Here is an 18,896-nt window from a genome sequence, read left to right as displayed (position 1 = left end):
TCAGCCCTCGACCGTGATCTCCCGCTTGAGGATCTTGCCGGTGGGGCCCTTGGGCAGACCCGGCGACAGCCGGACGATCCTGGGGTACTTGTACGGGGCCACACGGGCCTTCACGAACTCGCGCAGTTCGTCCGCCGTGGCCTCGGCGCCGGGCCGCAGGGTGACGACGGCCGCGACCTCCTCGCCGTGCACCTCGTGCGGGACGCCCACCACGGCCGCCTCGGCCACGGCCGGGTGCTCGTAGAAGACCTCCTCGATCTCGCGCGGGTAGACGTTGTACCCGCCGCGGATGACCAGGTCCTTCTTGCGGTCCACGATGAAGTAGAAGCCGTCCCCGTCGCACCGCGCGAGGTCGCCGGTGCGGAACCAGCCGTCGGTGAACGCGGCCGCGTCGGCCTCGGGCCGGTTCCAGTACCCGGCCATGACGTTCGGGCCCTGCACGGCGATCTCGCCGACGTCGCCGTCCGGGACGTCCTTGCCCTCGTCGTCGACGAGCCGGACCCGCACGCCGTCGATCGGGGTGCCGATCGACCCGGGCTTGCGCGGGCCGTCGAGCGACCCGAAGGTGACCACCGGGGAGGTCTCGGACAGGCCGTAGCCCTCGACGACGGCGCAGCCGAAGACGGCCTCGAAGCGGTGCAGCACCTCCACCGGCATCGCGGAGCCGCCGGTCACGCACAGCCGCAGACCGCCGTCGCCGTCGACGAGACCCGTCGAGCCGGCCGCGTCGGCGGCGGCGAGCAGGCCCAGGAACATGGTGGGCACGCCCTCCATCACCGTGACGCGGTCCCGGGAGAGGATCTCCAGCGCCTTCGCGGCGTCGAAGCGCGGCAGCAGGGTGACGCGGGCGCCGGTGAGGACGGCGGCGTTCAGCCCGCAGGTCTGGCCGAAGACGTGGAAGAACGGCAGGCCGCCGAAGACGGTGTCCGCCCCCGACATGCCGAGCACCCGGGCCACGGCCTCCGTGTTGGAACCCAGGTTCCCGTGGGTGAGCCGGGCGCCCTTGGGGCGGCCGGTGGTGCCCGAGGTGTAGAGCAGGACGGCGAGGTCGGCGGCGCCCCGGTCCTCGACCCCCGCGCGCGGCTCGACGGCGGCCAGCTCCGCGCCGAAGCCCGGGTCCGTCACGTCGGCGCACTCGATGCCCAGCTCCGCCGCCGCGGCTCCGGCCTCGCCCATCGCCGCGCCCCAGGCCAGGATCAGCCGGGCCCCGCAGTCGCCGACGGCGTAGCCGATCTCGCCCGACTTGAGCAGCGGGTTCATCGGCACGGCGACCGCGCCGGCGCGCAGCACGCCGTAGTAGGCGACGGCGAAGTGCGGGATGTTCGGCAGGAGGATCGCGACCCGGTCCCCCGGTCCGACGCCCTTGCTCTCCAGCCAGCCGGCCACCCGGGCGCTGCGGTCGTCCAGCGACCGGTAGTCCAGGGCCTGGTCGTCCAGCTGGATCGCGATGCCGTCCGGCTGCGCCTCCGCAGTACGGGCCAGGTTGAGAGCCAGATTGGTCATCGTCGACCTCTTTCTGATCAGGGAGCCGGACGCTCAGCCGCCAGGTTACCGGCCGGTTCACCCGCTTGCCGGTCCCCAGCTTGCCGCTAGTGTCGATATATAGGCCATAAGTGCATCTCTGTTCCCTTGCTCACGAGGCGAGGGGACGGGACGTGCGAGAGGAGCCTTCCATGTCCCGAACATTGCGGAGCGCGATCGCCCTGGCCGGAGCCGCGGCACTGGCCCTGGGTGCGGTGTCCGTGAGCGGAGCGGCCCAACCGGGCTCGGAGTCCGACGCACGACAGGACGTGCGGATCGGACTGCTCCTGCCGGAGAGCAAGACCACGCGGTACGAGAAGTTCGACCGGCCGTACATCGAGGCCAAGATCAAGGAGCTGGCGCCGGGGGCGCAGATCGACTACTACAACGCCGCCGAGAGCGCCACGACCCAGCAGCAGCAGGTCAACACCGCGCTCGCCAAGGGCGACAAGGTCCTCATCCTGGACGCCGTGGACGCCAAGTCGATCCAGTCCTCCGTGCAGAAGGCCCATGACGCGGGCGTCAAGGTCGTGGCGTACGACCGCCTCGCACAGGGGCCCGTGGACGCGTACGTCTCGTACGACAACCGCAAGGTGGGCGAGCTTCAGGGCCAGGCGCTCCTCGACGCGCTCGGCGACAAGGCCGGGACGGGCGAGATCGTGATGCACAACGGGTCGCCGACCGACCCGAACGCGGCCGAGTTCAAGGCCGGCGCGCACTCCGTCCTGGACGGCAAGGTGAAGATCGGCAAGGAGTACGACACGCCGAACTGGGACCCGAACAACGCCAACCAGCAGATGTCCGGTGCGATCAGCTCGCTCGGCAAGGACAAGATCGTCGGCGTCTACTCGGCCAACGACGGACTGGCCGCGGGCATCGCCACCGCCCTCGCGGCGGCCGGCATGAACGTGCCGCTGACCGGCCAGGACGCCCAGCTCGACGCGATCCAGCGGATCCTCGCCGGCACCCAGACCATCACGGTCGAGAAGCCGTACAAGCCGGAGGCCGACATCGCCGCCACGATGGCCGTCGACCTCGCCGAGGGCAAGGAGCTCCCGGCCGATCTGGTGCCCACCACCGTCACCAGCGGCAGTGGCCAGAAGGTCCCGGCCAACCTGCTGACGCCGGTCGTCGTCGACAAGACCAACATCAACGACACCGTCGTCAAGGACGGCCTCTACACGGTCGACGAGATCTGCACCCCGACCTACGCCGCCGCCTGCGAGGAGGCCGGTCTGAAGTAGCGCCTCCAGCAGCCGCGAGGCGTTTCATCCCGGTGGGGCGGAGCGGCCCGTGCGAGCGGGCGAGCGGAGGAGGCGGTTCGGTTGCCCGAGTCAGCCGTGCTCACACTGCGGGGGATCTCCAAACGGTTCGGCGCGGTCCAGGCCCTGAAGGGCTTCGACCTGGAGGTCCATGCCGGCGAGGTCGTCGCCCTCGTCGGCGACAACGGCGCCGGCAAGTCCACCGCCGTCAAGACGATCGCCGGGGTGAACCCGCCCGACGAGGGCGTCATCGAGTGGGAGGGCCGCCCGGTCTCCATCAACCGGCCCCACGACGCCCAGAACCTCGGCATCGCCACCGTCTACCAGGACCTGGCCCTGTGCGACAACCTCGACGTCGTCGCCAACCTCTTCCTGGGCCGGGAGCTGCGCCGCTTCGGCGTGCTCGACGAGGTCCGCATGGACCAGCGGGCCCGGGAGCTGCTCGACACCCTGTCGATCCGCATCCCGAGCGTCCGGATCCCGGTGGCCTCCCTCTCCGGCGGTCAGCGCCAGACGGTGGCGATCGCCCGCTCGCTGATCGGCGCGCCGAAGGTCGTCATCCTCGACGAACCCACGGCCGCCCTGGGCGTGGAGCAGACCGCTCAGGTGCTCGACCTGGTCGAGCGGCTCCGCGAGCAGGGTCTCGGGACCATCCTGATCAGCCACAACATGGTGGACGTGATGGCGGTGGCCGACCGGATCGCCGTGATGCGGCTCGGCCGGAACAACGGCTTCTTCGACAGGCGCTCCACGACCACCGAGGAGATCATCTCCGCGATCACCGGAGCCACCGACAGCGCCGTCACCCGCCGGCAGGCCCGCAAGCGGGAGGAGGAGCGATGATCCGCGACCGAGACCGCGCGGGCGGCTCCGGGGGCTCCGGCGACGCCGGCACCCAGGAACCGGCACAAGGTGCCGTACCGGCCGTGGACACGCGCCTGCTGGTCCGCGAGGAGGGCATCAAGGGGTACCTCGGCGAGTTCCGCCGCAAGCTCCGCAGCGGGGAGCTCGGCTCCCTGCCCGTGATCCTGGCCGTGATCATCATCTGGACGGTGTTCGGCAGTCTCGACAGCACCTTCCTCTCGGCCCAGAACCTCTCCGACCTCAGCCAGCAGATCGTCGGCACCGGCATGATCGCCGTCGGTATCGTCTTCGTCCTGCTGCTGGGCGAGATCGACCTCTCCGTCGGTTCGGTCAGCGGCCTGTGCGCCGCGATCTTCGCCGTGCTCAACGTCCTGAACGGGATGAACGAGTGGCTGGCGCTGCTGATCGCCATCGCGGGCGGGGCGGCCGTCGGGCTCATCCAGGGGTTCTTCTTCGCCGAGGTCGGCGTCCCGGCCTTCGTCGTCACGCTGGCCGGCAACCTCGCGTGGAACGGCCTGATGCTCCAGGTGCTCGGCACCAGCGGCACGGTCAACATCCCGAGCGAGAGCATCGTCTCCGAGCTCTACTCGACGATCTACCACAGCCCGGCCGCCGCCTACGTGACGGCGGCCGTCGGGGTGGGGCTTTTCCTGGCCGCCTCGCTCCTCGACGCGAAACGGCGCCGGGCGGCCCGGGTGCCGTCCCGGCCGGTCGCCGAGATCGTGCTGCGTACGGTCGTGATCGCCGCGATCGCGTTCGTCACCGCCTACATCCTCAACCAGTACCAGGGGCTCCCGCTGGCACTGCTGGTGTTCCTGATCGTGCTCGTGCTGCTGGACTTCGTCCTGCGGCGCACGACGTACGGCCGGCGGATCTTCGCGGTGGGCGGCAACATCGAGGGCGCGCGCCGGGCGGGCATCAGCGTGCCGTTCGTCCGGATGAGCGTCTTCTCGATCGCCGGGGCCATGGCGGCGATCGGCGGCCTCTTCCTCGCCGGGCAGATCCAGTCCGCGAGCCAGACCTCCGGCGGCGGCAACCTGCTGATGAACGTCATCGCGGCGGCGGTCATCGGCGGCACGAGCCTGTTCGGCGGGCGCGGTTCGGTCTGGTCGGCGCTGCTCGGCGCGCTGGTGATCGGGTCGATCCAGTCGGGCATGAACATCATGGGTGTGAGCAACGCCGTCCAGTTCATGATCACGGGTTCGGTGCTGCTGGCCGCCGTGGTCGTCGACTCCCTGTCCCGCAGGAGCCAGAAGGCCGCGGGGCGGGCCTGAGCCACCGGAGGAGCACCGATGGACACCGACCCGCAAGGAGCGCGCGACGACCGCCGGAGCGAGACCGAGATGGAGCGCGCCGACCGGCGCTGGCAGGAGGTCATCCAGGAGATCCGGGTCGTGCAGACCGGCGTGCAGATCCTCCTCGGCTTCCTCCTCACGGTCGTCTTCACCCCGCTCTTCCAGGGGCTGTCGCAGACCGACAAGACGATCTACATCGTCACGGTCGTCCTCGGCTCCCTGGCGACCGGCGCGCTCATCGGCCCGGTGGCCTTCCACCGGATCGTGTCGGGGCGGCGGATCAAGCCCCAGGCCGTCGTCTGGGCCTCCCGGCTCACGTTCATCGGCATCGTCCTCCTCCTCGCCACCCTGACCTCGGCGCTCCTCCTGATCCTGCGCGTGGCCACGGACGACACGTACGTACCGTGGCTCGTCGCCGGGGTCCTCGCCTGGTACCTCCTCTGCTGGTTCGCCCTCCCGCTGTGGGTGCGCGTCCGCTACACCAGCCAGGAGGAGTGAGCGCGTCCGGCGCGAGCGTGCGGGCGCTGGCGCGCCCGCACCCTACGGCCCGTCGAGATCCGTCGCGCCGGGGCCGATCCGCAGCTCGAAGTCGCCGTCGTACCGCTCGTGGCCCGCGATCACGGCGAGTTCGACGACCTCCACCCCGACCTCGCCACGGACGATCAGGGGGTCCTTGCGCAGGTCCCTCATGAGCGCCACGCACATGCCGATCATGACGAGCACGAAGGGCGCGGCGACGAGGATGGTGAGGTTCTGGAGTCCCGCGAGCGCGTCGCCCTGGCCGTCGCCGACGAGGAGCATGACGGCCGCGACCGCTCCGGTCAGCACGCCCCAGAAGACCACGACGGGGCGGGTCGGTTCGAAGGCGCCGCGCTGGGAGAGCGTGCCCATGACGAGGGAGGCGGCGTCCGCCCCGGACACGAAGAAGATCCCGACGAGGACCATCACGAGCAGGCTCATGACCCCGGTGAGGGGGAACTCCTGGAGCAGGCCGAAGAGCTGCCCCTCGGGGGTGGTCTCCTCGGCCAGCCGGCCCTCCTCGCTGAGCTTCATCGCCGTACCTCCGAAGATCGCGAACCAGACGAGGCTGACGGTGCTGGGCACGAGGATGACGCCGCCGACGAACTGGCGGATGGTCCGGCCCCGGCTGATGCGGGCGATGAACATGCCGACGAAGGGCGTCCAGGAGATCCACCACGCCCAGTAGAAGACGGTCCAGCTGCCGAGCCAGTCGTGGATGTCCGCGCCGCTGGTGGCCTCGGTGCGGCCGGCGAGCTGCGGCAGGTCGTCGATGTAGGCGGCGATGGAGGTGGGCAGCAGGTCGAGCACGATGATCGTGGGGCCCGCCACGAAGACGAAGACGGCGAGCACGACCGCGAGCACCATGTTGGTGTTGGAGAGCCACTGGACGCCCTTCTCCACGCCGGAGACGGCGGAGAGGACGAAGGCCACGGTGAGGACGGCGATGATGCCGACGAGCAGCCCGGTGCCGGTCTTCTCCAGCCAGCCCAGTTCCTCCATGCCGCTGCCGATCTGGAGCGCGCCGAGGCCGAGCGAGGCGGCGGAGCCGAAGAGCGTGGCGAAGATGGCGAGGATGTCGATGACACGGCCGGGACCGCCGTACGCCCGCCGTTCGCCGATCAGCGGGACGAAGACGGCGCTGATGGTCTGGCGGCGGCGGCGCCGGAAGGTGGAGTAGGCGATGGCGAGGCCGACGACGGCGTAGATCGCCCACGGGTGGAGCGTCCAGTGGAAGAGCGTGGTGGCCATGGCCGTCTGCATGCGCTCGGCCGAGTCGACGGGGTGCGTGCCGGGCGGCGGGGTGCCGTAGTGGGCGAGGGGTTCGCTCACCCCGTAGAACATCAGGCCGATGCCCATGCCGGCGCTGAACATCATGGCGATCCACGACACGGTCCGGAACTCGGGGCCCTCGCTCTCCTGGCCGAGGGTGATCCGGCCGTAGCGGCTGATGGCGAGCCACAGCGCGAAGACGACGAAGCCGGACGCGGCGAGCATGAACGCCCAGCCGCCGTTGCGGATCAGTCCGTCGAGGAGGTCGCTGGAGACGCTCTCCAGGCTGTCGGTGGCCGTGGCGCCCCAGACGACGAACGCCAGGGTGAGGCCGGCGGTGACCCCGAACACGATCCGGTCGGTCCGCGCGCGATGGTGGTGGTCGGGACGGCCGGGGAGGTCGGCCGTGACCGGCAGCCCTTCCCGGCCTCCCCGTTCGGCGCCGGTCCGACGCCCGTCCGGCCTCTCGTCTTCCTGCGGCACAGAGGTCACCTTTCACTGCAATACGGAAAAACGTGACGATGTATCCGTAAGGCAGTACCACAGGCGGGGCCCGACTCGGTGGACCCACGAGGACGGCACCCTCACAGCGCGCCCCCGGCCGCTGTGTGACCGGCGTTACGGACCATGATCGGCGCGGTTGACACAGGCGTAACGGGCATTCCGTACGGTCGGGGCTCGAACGGTTCCACAGAGAGGCGCCCCCGTGACCCCACACGACACGCAGGACCCACGGGCCGACGCCACCACGCAGGTGCGGACCGTCTGCTCGTACTGCGGTGTCGGCTGCGGCATGCTCCTCGACGTCGGCCTGGGGGCCGACGGCCGCCGTACGGTCCTCAAGGCGACGGGCGACAAGGACCACCCCGCCAACCGCGGGCGCCTGTGCACCAAGGGCGCCACCACGGCCGACATGCTCGCCGCCCCCGGTCGCCTGACCACCGCCCTCGTCCGGGAGGACCGGGCCGCCGAGCCCGTCCCCACGGACACCGACCGGGCCGTCGTCGAGACCGCCCGCCGGCTGCGGGCCGTCGTCGACGAGCACGGCCCCGACGCCTTCGCGCTCTACGTCTCGGGCCAGATGAGCCTGGAGGCGCAGTACCTCGCCAACAAGCTCGCCAAGGGCTTCGTCGGCACGAACCGGATCGAGTCGAACTCCCGGCTCTGCATGGCGAGCGCAGGCACCGGCTACAAGCTCTCCCTGGGCGCCGACGGCCCGCCCGGCTCCTACGACGACCTCGACAAGGCCGACGTCTTCCTCGTCATCGGCTCCAACATGGCCGACTGCCACCCCATCCTCTTCCTCCGCATGATGGAGCGGGTCAAGGCCGGGGCGAAGCTGATCGTCGTCGACCCCCGGCGCACCGCCACCGCCGAGAAGGCCGACCTGTTCCTCCAGATCAGGCCCGGTACGGACCTCGCGCTCCTCAACGGCCTGCTGCGCCTGCTGCACGACGGGGGCCACACCGACCCCGGCTTCATCGCCGCGCACACCGAGGGCTGGGAGGCGATGCCGCCGTTCCTCGCCGACTACCCGCCCGCGGCCGTCGCCGCGCTCACCGGCATACCCGAGCAGGACGTCCGCACCGCCGCCGAGTGGATCGGCACGGCGAAGGAGTGGACCAGCTGCTGGACCATGGGCCTCAACCAGTCCACCCACGGCACCTGGAACACCAACGCCCTGATCAACCTCCACCTGGCCACCGGCGCGATCTGCCGCCCCGGCTCCGGCCCCTTCTCCCTCACCGGCCAGCCCAACGCCATGGGCGGACGCGAGATGGGCTACATGGGCCCCGGCCTCCCCGGCCAGCGCTCGGTCCTCTCCGCCGCGGACCGGGCCTTCACCGAGGAGCTCTGGGAGCTCCCGCCGGGCACCCTCCGCGAGGACGGCTCCGGCACCGGCACCGTCGACCTCTTCCGCCGCATGGCGGACGGCGAGATCAAGGCGTGCTGGATCATCTGCACCAACCCGGTCGCCTCCGTCGCCAACCGCGCCACCGTCGTCGCGGGGCTGCGGGCCGCCGAACTCGTCGTCACCCAGGACGCGTTCGCCGACACCGAGACCAACGCGTACGCCGACGTCGTCCTGCCCGCCGCGCTGTGGACCGAGACCGAGGGCGTACTGATCAACAGCGAGCGGACGCTCACCCTCGCCCGGCCGGCGGCCGACCCGCCCGGCGAGGCGCTCCCCGACTGGATGATCATCGCCCGCGTCGCCCAGGGCATGGGGTACGGGAAGGCCTTCGCGTACGAGAGCGCCGAGGAGGTCTTCGAGGAGATCAGGCGCGCCGCGAACCCGGCGACCGGCTACGACGTGAGCGGGGTGACGTACGAGCGGCTGCGCGAGACGCCCGTCCAATGGCCGGCCGCTCCCGGCGGCCCCGACCGCAACCCGATCCGCTACGTGGACGGCGACGGCCCCGGTCCCGTCTTCCCGACGGCGAGCGGACGGGCGGTCTTCCACGCGCGGCCGCACCTCGACGCCGCCGAGATGCCCGACGACGAGCATCCGTTCGTCCTCAACACCGGCCGCCTCCAGCACCAGTGGCACACCCTCACCAAGACGGGGAAGGTCGCCAAGCTCAACAAGCTCAACCCTGCGCCGTTCGTCGAGGTGCACCCCGACGACGCCCTCCGGCTCGGTGTCGCGGAGGGCGACGCCGTGGAGGTCGCCTCGCGGCGCGGCCGGGTCGTGCTCCCCGCGGTGGTCACCGACCGGGTCAGACCGGGCTCCTGCTTCGCGCCCTTCCACTGGAACGACCTGTTCGGCGAGGACCTCTGCGTCAACGCCGTCACCAACGACGCCGTCGACCCCCTCTCCTTCCAGCCCGAGCTGAAGGTGTGCGCGGTCGCGCTGACCAAGACGGCGGGCGCGCCCCCGGGGGACACGGCGGCGCCGTCGGGCGTCGTGGCCCCGCGCGTGGTGATCCCGAGCGGGGTCGTGCCGGCCGGGCCCGCCGCCGCCTTCGGTCTCGCACCGGCACCGCCGCCCGTGCTCAGCGCCGAGGAACGGCAGTACCTCGTCGGCTTCCTCGCGGGCCTGGAGTCGGGGGTGCCCGGCGTGCCCGTCCTGCCGTCCGGCGCGCCCTTCCGCGCGGAGCACGCGCACTGGGTGAACGGTGTGCTCGCCGGGCTGTACTCCCGTACACCGGAAGGCTCGGGGACGCCCCGGGACCCGGGGACGCCGCGGGACTCCGGAACGTCTCGGGACTCCGGGGCGGACGAGGCCGCGCCGGGCCGCGAGGTCGTCGTGCTGTGGGCCTCGCAGACCGGCAACGCCGAGGAGTTCGCGGCCGCCACCGCCGAGCGGCTCCTCGCGGCGGGCCACCGCCCCGCCCTCACCGGCATGGACGCGACGGACCTCGGGGCCCTGTCGCCCACCGCCGATCTGCTGCTGATCACCAGCACGTTCGGGGACGGGGACGCGCCCGACAACGGCTCCGGCTTCTGGGACGCGCTCACCGCGCCCGACACCCCACGGCTCGACGGCCGCCGCTACGCCGTCCTGGCCCTCGGGGACTCCTCGTACGGCGACTTCTGCGGGCACGGACGGCGCCTGGACGACCGGCTGGACGAGCTCGGGGCCGTACGCCTGGCCCCCCGCGCCGACTGCGAGCCCGACTTCGAGCCGTCCGCCCTCGCCTGGCTGGACCAGGTCCTCGCGGGCCTGTCCGAGGGCCTGCGGACACCGACGGCGCCTTCGCCGTCCCCCGCCACGCCGGTCGGACCGGCGTCGGCGCCCGCGCGCCGGCCGGGTCCCGCCACCACGCCCGCGCGGCTCGTCGGCAACCGGCTCCTCTCCCTGCCCGGGGCGGGGAAGGAGGTGCGGCGCTTCACCTTCGACACGCGCGACGGCGGGGCCCCGCTCGGCTACGAGGCGGGGGACGCGCTCGGCGTGCGGCCCGTCAACTGCCCGGAGCTGGTCGCCGAATGGCTGGCCGTCACCGGCCTCGACGCGGACACCCCCGTGGAGCTGCCCGGGACCGGCGGCGTCTCCTTCGGCGAGGCGCTCCACCGCCACCTGGACATCACCCGCACCCCGTCCGCGTTCCTGGGCTTCGTCACGGAACGGACCGGCGACCGGGAGCTGAAGCGGCTCCTGCGCCCCGACAACAAGGACGGGCTCGCCCAGTGGGCCTGGGGCCGGCAGGCCGTCGACGTCATCGCCGAGCACCCCGTCCGCGCCGGCGCCCAGGAGTGGGCCGACGTCCTGGGCCGCCTCAGGCCCCGGCTGTACTCGATCTCGTCCAGCCCGCTCACCGACCCCCACCAGGTCTCGCTGACGGTCTCCGTCGTGCGGTACGAGAACCGGCTCGGCCGCCCCCGCAAGGGTGTCTGCTCGCCGTTCCTCGCCGATGCCGAACCGGGCGCCACCGTCCCGGTCTTCGTGCAGCGCGCGCCGCACTTCCGGCCCCCCGCGGACCCCACGACGCCGATGGTGATGGTCGGCCCCGGCACGGGGGTGGCCCCCTTCGTCGGCTTCCTGGACGAGCGCCGCGCGCTCGGGCACCGCGCCCCGAACTGGCTCTTCTTCGGCGAGCAGCACCGCGCGACCGACTTCTTCTACGAGGACGAGCTCGCCGCCCACCTCGCCGGGGGCACCCTGGACCGCCTGGACACCGCCTTCTCCCGCGACCAGCGCGCCAAGGTCTACGTCCAGGACCGGATGCGGGAGCACGGCCCGCAACTGTGGTCGTGGCTCCGCTCCGGCGCGCACTTCTACGTGTGCGGCGACGCGACCCGGATGGCGAAGGACGTCGACCGGGCGCTGCGGGACATCGCCGTGACGCACGGAGGCCACGACGAGGAGTCGGCGGCCGCGTACGTGAAACAGCTCGCGGCCGACAAGCGGTACGTGCGCGACGTGTACTGAGGCGTCCGGCCCGTCGGCCCCGGGGGACGGAGCGGCGAGCCGGTGCTCGGGGGCGTACCTGAGTCGTCGCCCGCCCTGGTCGAGGCCGGGGCGGCGAACCGGCGCTCGGGGCCTGCCTGAGTCGCCGCCCGCCCCGGTCGGGGGGGGCGGCGAGCCGGTGCTCCGGGACTGTCTGAGTCGTCGCCCGCCGCGGTCGGGGGGGCGGCGAGCCGGTGCTCCGGGACTGTCTGAGTCGTCGCCCGCCGCGGTCAGGGCCCGGCCGGGCCGGTCGCCTCGGCGTGGGTGCGGGCGCCGGCCGCCGTGAGCCAGGCGGCGACCTCCGCGTTCCGCCCGGTGTCCCCGGCGCGGGCGATGTCCAGCGGGGTGAGGCCGCCCCAGCCGATCCGGTCCACGTCCGCCCCGGCGGCGCGGAGCAGGACGGCCGTGGAGAGCCGGCCGCCCTGGCAGGCGCCCCAGAACGCCTCGTCGACCTCCTGCGGGGAGGGCGGCGGCACGGCCCGCAGACCGGCCTCCACCACCTCGTCGAGGCCCAGCGTCGAGGCGTCCTGGAAGGTGGGCCGGGCGCCGAGTTCGAGCAGGCGGCCGGCCGCCCGCCACTGGCCGAAGGCCCGGGCGTCGGCGAGCGGCGTCCCGCCCGCGATGACGGCTCCGTCCGCCTCGATGTCGGCGCCCGCGGCGACGAGGGCGTCGATCATCGGGACGTCGTCGTTGCTCGCCGCCCAGTGGAGGGGCGTCTCGCGGTGCGCCCCGACGAACCGGGCGTCCGGATCGGCGCCCGCCGCGACGAGGACGGCGACGGTCTCGGGCCCGCGGGGCACGTGCCCCGGCCAGTCGGCGGCCAGGTGCAGCAGGCTGCGCCCACCGGGGCCGCACCCCTCCCGCTCCTCGACGACCCGGGCCGTGGCGAGACAGGGATGCTCCGCGAGCAGGCGGCGCAGCGTGTCGAGGTCGCCCGAGCGGATCGCCTCGGTGACGGCCACGGCCTCGGGGTCCTGGGAGCGCAGTGCGCGCGGAGTCGGTGTCGGCATACGGCCAGGGTGTCGTACGGGACGGACAGGCCGGGTGCGGGGCGACATGTCCCCGTACAGGGTCCGCCGCGGGACCTCCCGGCGTCTCCCCGTGCGCGGAGCCTTGTCAGGGCTGCGGCCCGGCCCTATCCTCGCCGGACAGAAAGCGCTTTCCATGTTTCGGGGACCGGTATGCGGGACCGGCCTCCGAGCACCGACGACAGGCAGGGAAGGCGACGACCATGAAGCGACGAGTCGCACGGCGACTCCAGGCGGCACTGGCCACACTGGCCCTCGCGGCCGCGACAGGGGCCGTCCTCACGGCACCCTCGGCCTCCGCCGCGACCGGTGGCGCCACCGGCTATGCGACGCAGAACGGCGGCACCACCGGCGGCGCCGGCGGGCAGACCGTGCGGGCCACCACGGGGACCGCGATCCACGCGGCCCTGTGCGGCCGGGCCACCAGCAGCACCCCGATCACCATCGAGGTCGAGGGAACGATCGACCACGGCAACACCGCCAAGGTGTCGGGCGGGAGCTGCAACACCGCCGCGGGCGTGATCGAGCTCAAGCAGATCAGCAACGTCACGCTCGTCGGCGTCGGCTCCGGAGCCGTCTTCGACCAACTGGGCATCCACATACGCGAGTCGAGCAACATCGTCATCCAGAACGTGACCGTGCGGAACGTCAAGAAGTCGGGCTCGCCCACGTCCAACGGCGGTGACGCCATCGGCATGGAGAGCAACGTCCGGAACGTCTGGGTCGACCATGTCACGCTGGAGGCCTCGGGCGGCGAGTCGGAGGGCTTCGACGGCCTGTTCGACATGAAGGACAACACCCGGTATGTGACCCTGTCCTACAGCGTCCTGCGCAACTCCGGCCGCGGCGGACTCGTCGGCTCCAGCGAGACCGAGCTCTCCAACGGCTTCATCACATACCACCACAACCTGTACGAGAACCTCGACTCGCGCGTCCCCCTGCTGCGCGGCGGAACCGCGCACATCTACAACAACCACTACCTGCGGATCAACGAGTCCGGCATCAACTCCCGTGCCGGGGCCCGCGCCAAGGTCGACAGCAACTACTTCGAGGACTCCAAGGACGTCCTCGGCACCTTCTACACGGACGCGGCCGGGTACTGGCAGGTCAGCGGCAACACCTTCGACAACGTGACGTGGTCGAGCCCCGGCACCGACAACAACCCTGCGGGACCCGACCCGCAGTCCAACACCACGGTGAGCATTCCGTACGCCTACACCCTCGACGCATCGAGCTGCGTCCCGGGCGTCGTGAGCCGAACGGCGGGCGCCGGCAAGGGCCTCCAGGTCTCGGACGGCGCCTGCTCGCCCCAGACCCCTACCCCGACCACCCCGGCCCCGACGACCCCCGTTCCGACGACCCCGGCCCCGACCACTCCCCCTCCGACGACCCCGGCTCCGTCGACCTCCGCGCCCGGCGGGACGAACCTCAGCATCGGGGCCGGTTCCGACGGATCGAGCAAGGCCGACGGGACCAGCTACGGCAACGTGCGGGACGGTGACCCGGCCACCTACTGGTCGCCCGCCGGAACCACCGGCCACGTCTCGGTCAAGTGGGGCTCCCCCACCGCCGTGTCCAGGGTCGTCGTCAAGGAGACGGCCGGCGCCACCGGCCGGATCGGTTCCTGGCGGCTCCTCGACGGCGGCACCGGCGCCGTCCTCTCCTCCGGGAGCGGCGCGGGGACCGTCACCTTCGCCCGGGCAACCCTGAGCAAGATCACCTTCGAAGTCACCGGCGCCTCGGGCACGCCCCAGGTGGCCGAGTTCGAGACGTACGCCGGATAGCGGCGCCGTCCCGACGCCCGCCGGGCCCCGGTCCACCAGGGCCCGGCGGGCTGCTCCGTGCGGCCGGCTCAGCTCACGAACTCCCGGTCGCCGTACCGCACCTGGGCATCGTTCCAGTCGGCGCCGAGCGCGACCGTGAACTTCCGGGCCAGCGGCAGGTCGGCCACCGGGGCGATGAGGATCAGCCGGCCGTCGAGGGTGACGGAGCCGCCCCCGAGCTTCTCGCGGGCCTCGGCGTCCGCGAGAAGAGCAGCGCGCAGATCCCTTGGGGTGACGCCCGGGACCTCGATCTCGACGGCGTCGGTCTCCGGCGAGGTCCGCGGCAGACAGCGGAAGGTGAGCACGGCCTCCTGGTCGTACTGCTTGGCGACGACGCCCGCGAGGTGGCGGAGCCCGTCGCGCCCGACCCGGTTCACCTCGAACTCGCGCGACCGCTCGAACGTGGCCTGCTTCAGGTCGGTGGACCAGAAGACGCCGTCGAGGAGCTCCGAGGCCCCGGGCCGGGCGCCGTGGGCCCGGATGATCGCGCGCACCTCGTGCCGGAAGCGCGTCAGCCGGGTGTCGAGGCGGGGGTCGTCCGGGTCCGTGATGATCGCGGTGTTGTCGGTGGCGAAGAGCTCCGCGGTGCTGGGGCAGCTCTGCTCGCCGGGGCTCGCGTGCGTGCTCTGCGTGCCCGCGATCGCCAGGGTCAGGGCGGCGAGGGCGGTGGTGAGGACGCGGAGCCCGCGCGGGGCGGTGGTGTGGTTCATGGCGTGATCAACGAGGCGCGTCGGCGGACGTTGCGTGGCCCCTGCGGCGGCCCGCGGAGACGGTCTCGCGGTCTCCTCCGGTCGAGCGCCGGGAGCTTTGGGCAGACAATGGAGGACATGGCACGGAACGCACCTCCACGGCACGACCCGCCGACGCTGACCGTCAAGGGCCGGGACATGCGCCTGCGTACTCTCGGTTTCCTCGTGCTCGCGGGTCTCGCCATCTGGTTCATCGCGGTCAACACCGGGTCGGTCAGCATCCGGCTGTGGATCCCCACTGTCACCCTGCCCCTGTGGGTCGTGCTCACGGTCACGCTGCTCGTGGGCATCCTCCTCGGCATGTTCCTCTCCATGCGACGGCGAGCCAGGCGCTGAACGCGCCGCCCGGCCCGCCGTGCCCCGCCCTCGTGCGCTGCTCGGGTCAGCCGCGGGCCAGCAGCCCGCGCAGGCCGGCGGTGAGGCGTTCGTACTCCTCGGGCCGGTTGTAGATCTGCCCGGAGATCCGGATGCCTCCGCCGCCGGGCCGGTCCCAGACGAGCACCCGGCAGCCGAGCCGCGCGGCGATCTCCTCGCGCAACGCGGCCGCCTCCTGCTTCGTGCGGGCCAGACCGGTGGGCAGGCGCAGCGACCGCATCGCCAGGCCCTCTCCGTACGGAAGGGGTGTCACCCCCGGGATTCCCCGGAGCAACTCCGCTCCGTGGCGGACCAGTTCCGCGTTGTGGGCGCGGACCCGGTCGGCGCCGAGCCGGGCGATCAGGTCGAGACCCTCGGGTGCGGCGAGCCAGCCGGTGTAGTCGACGGTGGCACGGAACTCGACCGCGCGCGGGAAGCCCCGGTCGTCCTCCCAGGAGGGCACGGGCGCGGGGACCCTGCCCCGGTGGGCGGGTGCCACCGCGAGGACGGCGCTGCCGGGCGGCGCGTAGGCCCACTTGTGGAGGTTGCCGAACCAGAAGTCTGGTTCTCCCGCGAGGGGTTCGGCGAGCATGCCCGGTGCGTGGGCGCCGTCGACGACGGTGGTGATCCCGCGCTCGCGGAGCCGGGCGAGGAGCCGGGGCGTGGCGAGCGGCCGGGCGGTGGGCGAGCTGATGTGGTCGAGCAGGGCCACGCGCGTGCGCGGGGTGAGCGCGGCGATCACCGCCTCGCTCACGGCTTCCTCGTCCGGCAGGTCGGGGTCGAGGCCGACGACGGCCGTCCGGGCGCGGCGGGCGGCCGCCGCCATGACCGTGCCGTAGCCGTGGTCGGTGACCAGGATCTCGTCGCCGGGGTTCAGCCGCAGGGCGTCGAGGGCGAGGTTGGCGGCCTCGGTGGCGTTGGCGACGAAGGCGATCCCGTCGGGGTCGGCGCCCAGGTGGGCCGCGACGCGCCCCCGGGCCTCGGCGATGCGGTCGGGGACGCCGACGAAGAAGGCGTCGGGGTCGGCCATGGCCTCCTCGGTCAGTCGCCGGCTGGCCTCGGCGACGGGCAGGGGCACGGCGCCGAAGGAGCCGTGGTTGAGGTGGGCCACCGTCGGGTCGAGCCGGAACAGCTCCTGCCCGCCCGGGAACTCACCGGCCTGGAGGGCCGGTACGTCCCTGACCGCGCCGCCGGAGGTGGTCATCGGACCTCGACGGTGACGGTGCGCCCGGGGGCCACGCGGGTGCGGACGACGGTGTAGGCGGTCCCGTCGATCACCTCGGTGCGCCCCTCCCTGACCACTCCGTCGACGGCGACGGCGGCGTGGGCGCCCGGGAAGCGGGCCACCCAGGTGTACGGGGCGGTGCCGGAGGTGTGGGTGAGGGTCGAGCGGCGGTCCGTGTCGTGGCGGAGGGTGAAGGCGGAGTCGCCGACGCGCAGGTCCTCGACGCTGAGCCAGTCCATGCCGGAGGGCAGGCGCGACTGGGTGGCGAGGGTGCGGGCGGGGGCGTCCGGGGCGACGCCCATCAGGCCCTGGACGGTCTGGCCGACGAGGGTGAAGGAGACCTCGGGGTAGTCGCCGTTGGTTCCCTGGCGGGCGTTGACGTGCTGGACGTCCTTCTGGGCGTAGATGTGGCGCATCCACTTCCAGGCGGTGTCGGCGCGGTTGTTGGTGAGGAAGGTGTCGGGAAGATAGGTCAGGGCCTCGATGTTGTCGGGGCGGCCTTCGCCTTCGGACTGCCGGTCGATGTAGTCGAGGTACGCCTCGCGCCGCTCGCCGGGGGCGACGATCTGCTTCATCGGCATGAACCAGCTGTTCTCCTTGCCCCAGCCGGTCAGGGCGCGCCCGTCGGTGGTGTAGCCGCGGACCATGTCGGCGCCCGAACCTGTGCCGCTCCAGGTGGAGTTGAAGTAGGTCTTGAGCTCACGGGCCTTGCGCTCGAAGCGGGCCGCGAGGGGGTGGTCGCCCTTGGCGCGGGCGAGGGAGGCCATCGCGCGGTAGGCCTGGTACTGGGAGCCGATGGCGTCGCCGGCCTCGGCGAGCGGTTCGTCGCTCTGCTCGTTGTAGCTCGCGACGCCCCGGAAGACGCCCTTGCCCGTGCCCTCGGCCACGCTCACCCGGCCGTTGTCCTTCTGCCCGTCGTGGAGGGTGACGAACTCGTCGGTGGCGTGGCGGTAGAACTCCCACAGGGCGGGGTCGTCGAGGTAGGCGGGGTCGCCGCTCCAGCGGTAGGCCTCCTCGGCCTTCTGGACCAGTTCGAAGGGGGCGGGCACCTCGCGGACGAAGAGGTTCGGGTCGCGGTAGTCGATGGAGAGGTAGGAGCGGTTGTCGAAGTTGAGGGCCCACACCGGGTAGTAGGCGTGCTCGGCGGTCGCGGAGGCGGCGAAGGCGCGGAGCATCTCCCGGTTCTCGGTGTGCAGGCCCAGGACTCCCGCGCCGGAGAGCTGGTGGGCCATGTCGCGGGAGTAGTAGCCGCTGCGGTTGGCGTAGCCCGCCCAGTAGGAGGGGGCGTAGACGCCGGTGCCGGTGCCGCCGGTCCGGCGTTCGTCGGCGTCGAGCGGGCCCCGGGTGCCGGGGAGGTGCACCCAGCTGTTGGCCTTGCCCTTGGCCCAGTCGAACATCTCGACGATCTCGGGGTCGCTGGAGGTGACGCGGGGGTCGGCGGGGGCGGCCGGGGAGACCATCACGTCGTCGACGTTGACCCAGCCCTGCCCGGACTCGAAGGCGATCTCCAGCCGGTCGCCGGGGGTGAGGGCGATCCTGCCGAGCGTGTGGCGGCGGTAGTCGGCGGCGGCGGGCAGGGTCCGTTCGGCGAGGGTGGCGCCGTTGACCCGGAGGACGTACCGGCCGCCGGGTCCTCCGGTGGCGATCCACGCGGAGACGAGGTAGCCGCCGTGGCCGGTGGCGGTGACGGTCTGGGAGACCTTCATGCCGCTGCCTGCGTCGAGGTAGGCCTGGCGGCTCCCGGCGTGCGGGTAGTTGCTCCCGACACCCGTGCCGGAGGTGAACTCCCAGCCGGTGCCGCCCTGTTCGAACCCGGGGTCGGCCACGGCCAGCACGGCGGGGGCGGGTGAGGCGCCGGTGGCGGGCGGGGCGGCCATCGCCGGGGCGCCGGCCGCGGCGAGCGAGGCGACCAGGGCGACGGCGGACAGCAGCGACAGACGGGAACGCGTCATGGGGGTTCTCTCCCGGATCGGGTCGGGGCGGGGCGCGCGGCACGCTAGCAACACTCGACGAAGGATTGCAATGGTCACGTCATGACTGGACAGCCAATCGAACTGAAAGTTTTCATTGAAGAATTGCAAGTCTGCCGATCA

Annotated in this window: 13 protein-coding genes; 7 read left to right on the top strand and 6 right to left on the bottom strand. The window is 72.5% G+C overall.

What is annotated here, in order from left to right; genetic code table 11:
• Positions 1 to 1,503, bottom strand: coding sequence for a long-chain fatty acid--CoA ligase (locus tag ACF08F_RS08450; protein WP_392297722.1), 1,503 nt, complete (start codon positions 1,501 to 1,503; stop codon positions 1 to 3).
• Between the two features lie 170 nt (positions 1,504 to 1,673).
• Between ACF08F_RS08450 and ACF08F_RS08445 the strand changes: the two genes are divergently transcribed.
• From ACF08F_RS08445 to ACF08F_RS08430, 4 genes are all read left to right on the top strand, one after another.
• The gene (locus tag ACF08F_RS08445; RefSeq protein ID WP_392297721.1) at positions 1,674 to 2,765 is read left to right on the top strand and encodes a substrate-binding domain-containing protein; all 1,092 of its coding nucleotides are present in this window, start codon (positions 1,674 to 1,676) and stop codon (positions 2,763 to 2,765) included.
• A gap of 96 nt (positions 2,766 to 2,861) precedes the next feature.
• A complete protein-coding gene (locus ACF08F_RS08440) occupies positions 2,862 to 3,626 on the top strand; it encodes an ATP-binding cassette domain-containing protein (protein ID WP_392297771.1) in 765 nt (254 codons plus the stop codon).
• Positions 3,623 to 4,921: a sugar ABC transporter permease gene (locus tag ACF08F_RS08435; RefSeq protein ID WP_392297720.1), complete on the top strand. Its 1,299-nt coding sequence runs from the start codon at positions 3,623 to 3,625 to the stop codon at positions 4,919 to 4,921. Before ACF08F_RS08440 ends, ACF08F_RS08435 begins: the two co-directional genes overlap by 4 nt.
• Positions 4,922 to 4,939: 18 nt before the next feature.
• Positions 4,940 to 5,440 carry a DUF6328 family protein gene (locus ACF08F_RS08430; RefSeq protein WP_392297719.1) on the top strand — a complete coding sequence of 167 codons (501 nt, stop codon included), beginning with the start codon at positions 4,940 to 4,942 and terminating at the stop codon, positions 5,438 to 5,440.
• A gap of 42 nt (positions 5,441 to 5,482) precedes the next feature.
• Here ACF08F_RS08430 and ACF08F_RS08425 read toward each other — a convergent pair whose 3' ends face one another.
• A complete protein-coding gene (locus ACF08F_RS08425) occupies positions 5,483 to 7,150 on the bottom strand; it encodes a BCCT family transporter (RefSeq protein ID WP_392297770.1) in 1,668 nt (555 codons plus the stop codon).
• Between the two features lie 376 nt (positions 7,151 to 7,526).
• Here ACF08F_RS08425 and ACF08F_RS08420 point away from each other — a divergent pair, with 376 nt between their 5' ends.
• The gene (locus ACF08F_RS08420) at positions 7,527 to 11,606 is read left to right on the top strand and encodes a molybdopterin-dependent oxidoreductase (protein WP_392297769.1); all 4,080 of its coding nucleotides are present in this window, start codon (positions 7,527 to 7,529) and stop codon (positions 11,604 to 11,606) included.
• Positions 11,607 to 11,854: 248 nt separating this feature from the next.
• Here ACF08F_RS08420 and ACF08F_RS08415 read toward each other — a convergent pair whose 3' ends face one another.
• Positions 11,855 to 12,634 (bottom strand): ankyrin repeat domain-containing protein, encoded by a 780-nt coding sequence (locus ACF08F_RS08415; protein WP_392297718.1) that lies wholly within the window; start codon positions 12,632 to 12,634, stop codon positions 11,855 to 11,857.
• 221 nt (positions 12,635 to 12,855) lie between these two features.
• On the opposite strand from ACF08F_RS08415, the gene ACF08F_RS08410 reads away from it, so the two are divergent.
• Positions 12,856 to 14,436, top strand: a complete 1,581-nt coding sequence (locus tag ACF08F_RS08410; protein ID WP_392297717.1) for a polysaccharide lyase family 1 protein — start codon at positions 12,856 to 12,858, stop codon at positions 14,434 to 14,436.
• A 68-nt stretch (positions 14,437 to 14,504) separates the two neighbouring features.
• Here ACF08F_RS08410 and ACF08F_RS08405 read toward each other — a convergent pair whose 3' ends face one another.
• On the bottom strand, positions 14,505 to 15,185 hold the full coding sequence (locus tag ACF08F_RS08405) for a hypothetical protein (RefSeq protein ID WP_392297716.1): 681 nt from the start codon (positions 15,183 to 15,185) through the stop codon (positions 14,505 to 14,507).
• Positions 15,186 to 15,302: 117 nt separating this feature from the next.
• Here ACF08F_RS08405 and ACF08F_RS08400 point away from each other — a divergent pair, with 117 nt between their 5' ends.
• Entirely contained in the window at positions 15,303 to 15,560 is a 258-nt protein-coding gene (locus ACF08F_RS08400) for a LapA family protein (RefSeq protein ID WP_392297715.1), read from the top strand.
• A 46-nt stretch (positions 15,561 to 15,606) separates the two neighbouring features.
• On the opposite strand, the gene ACF08F_RS08395 is transcribed toward ACF08F_RS08400, so the two are convergent.
• Both ACF08F_RS08395 and ACF08F_RS08390 read right to left on the bottom strand, forming a co-directional pair.
• On the bottom strand, positions 15,607 to 16,782 hold the full coding sequence (locus ACF08F_RS08395; RefSeq protein WP_392297714.1) for an aminotransferase class V-fold PLP-dependent enzyme: 1,176 nt from the start codon (positions 16,780 to 16,782) through the stop codon (positions 15,607 to 15,609).
• Positions 16,779 to 18,755, bottom strand: a complete 1,977-nt coding sequence (locus tag ACF08F_RS08390; RefSeq protein ID WP_392297713.1) for a hypothetical protein — start codon at positions 18,753 to 18,755, stop codon at positions 16,779 to 16,781. Before ACF08F_RS08390 ends, ACF08F_RS08395 begins: the two co-directional genes overlap by 4 nt.
• Between the last annotated feature and the right edge of the window lie 141 nt (positions 18,756 to 18,896).

Origin of the sequence: Streptomyces sp. NPDC015130 (assembly GCF_043080005.1) — a bacterium.
Classification (GTDB): Bacteria; Actinomycetota; Actinomycetes; order Streptomycetales; family Streptomycetaceae; genus Streptomyces.
This window is presented reverse-complemented; position numbering and strand designations above follow the sequence as displayed.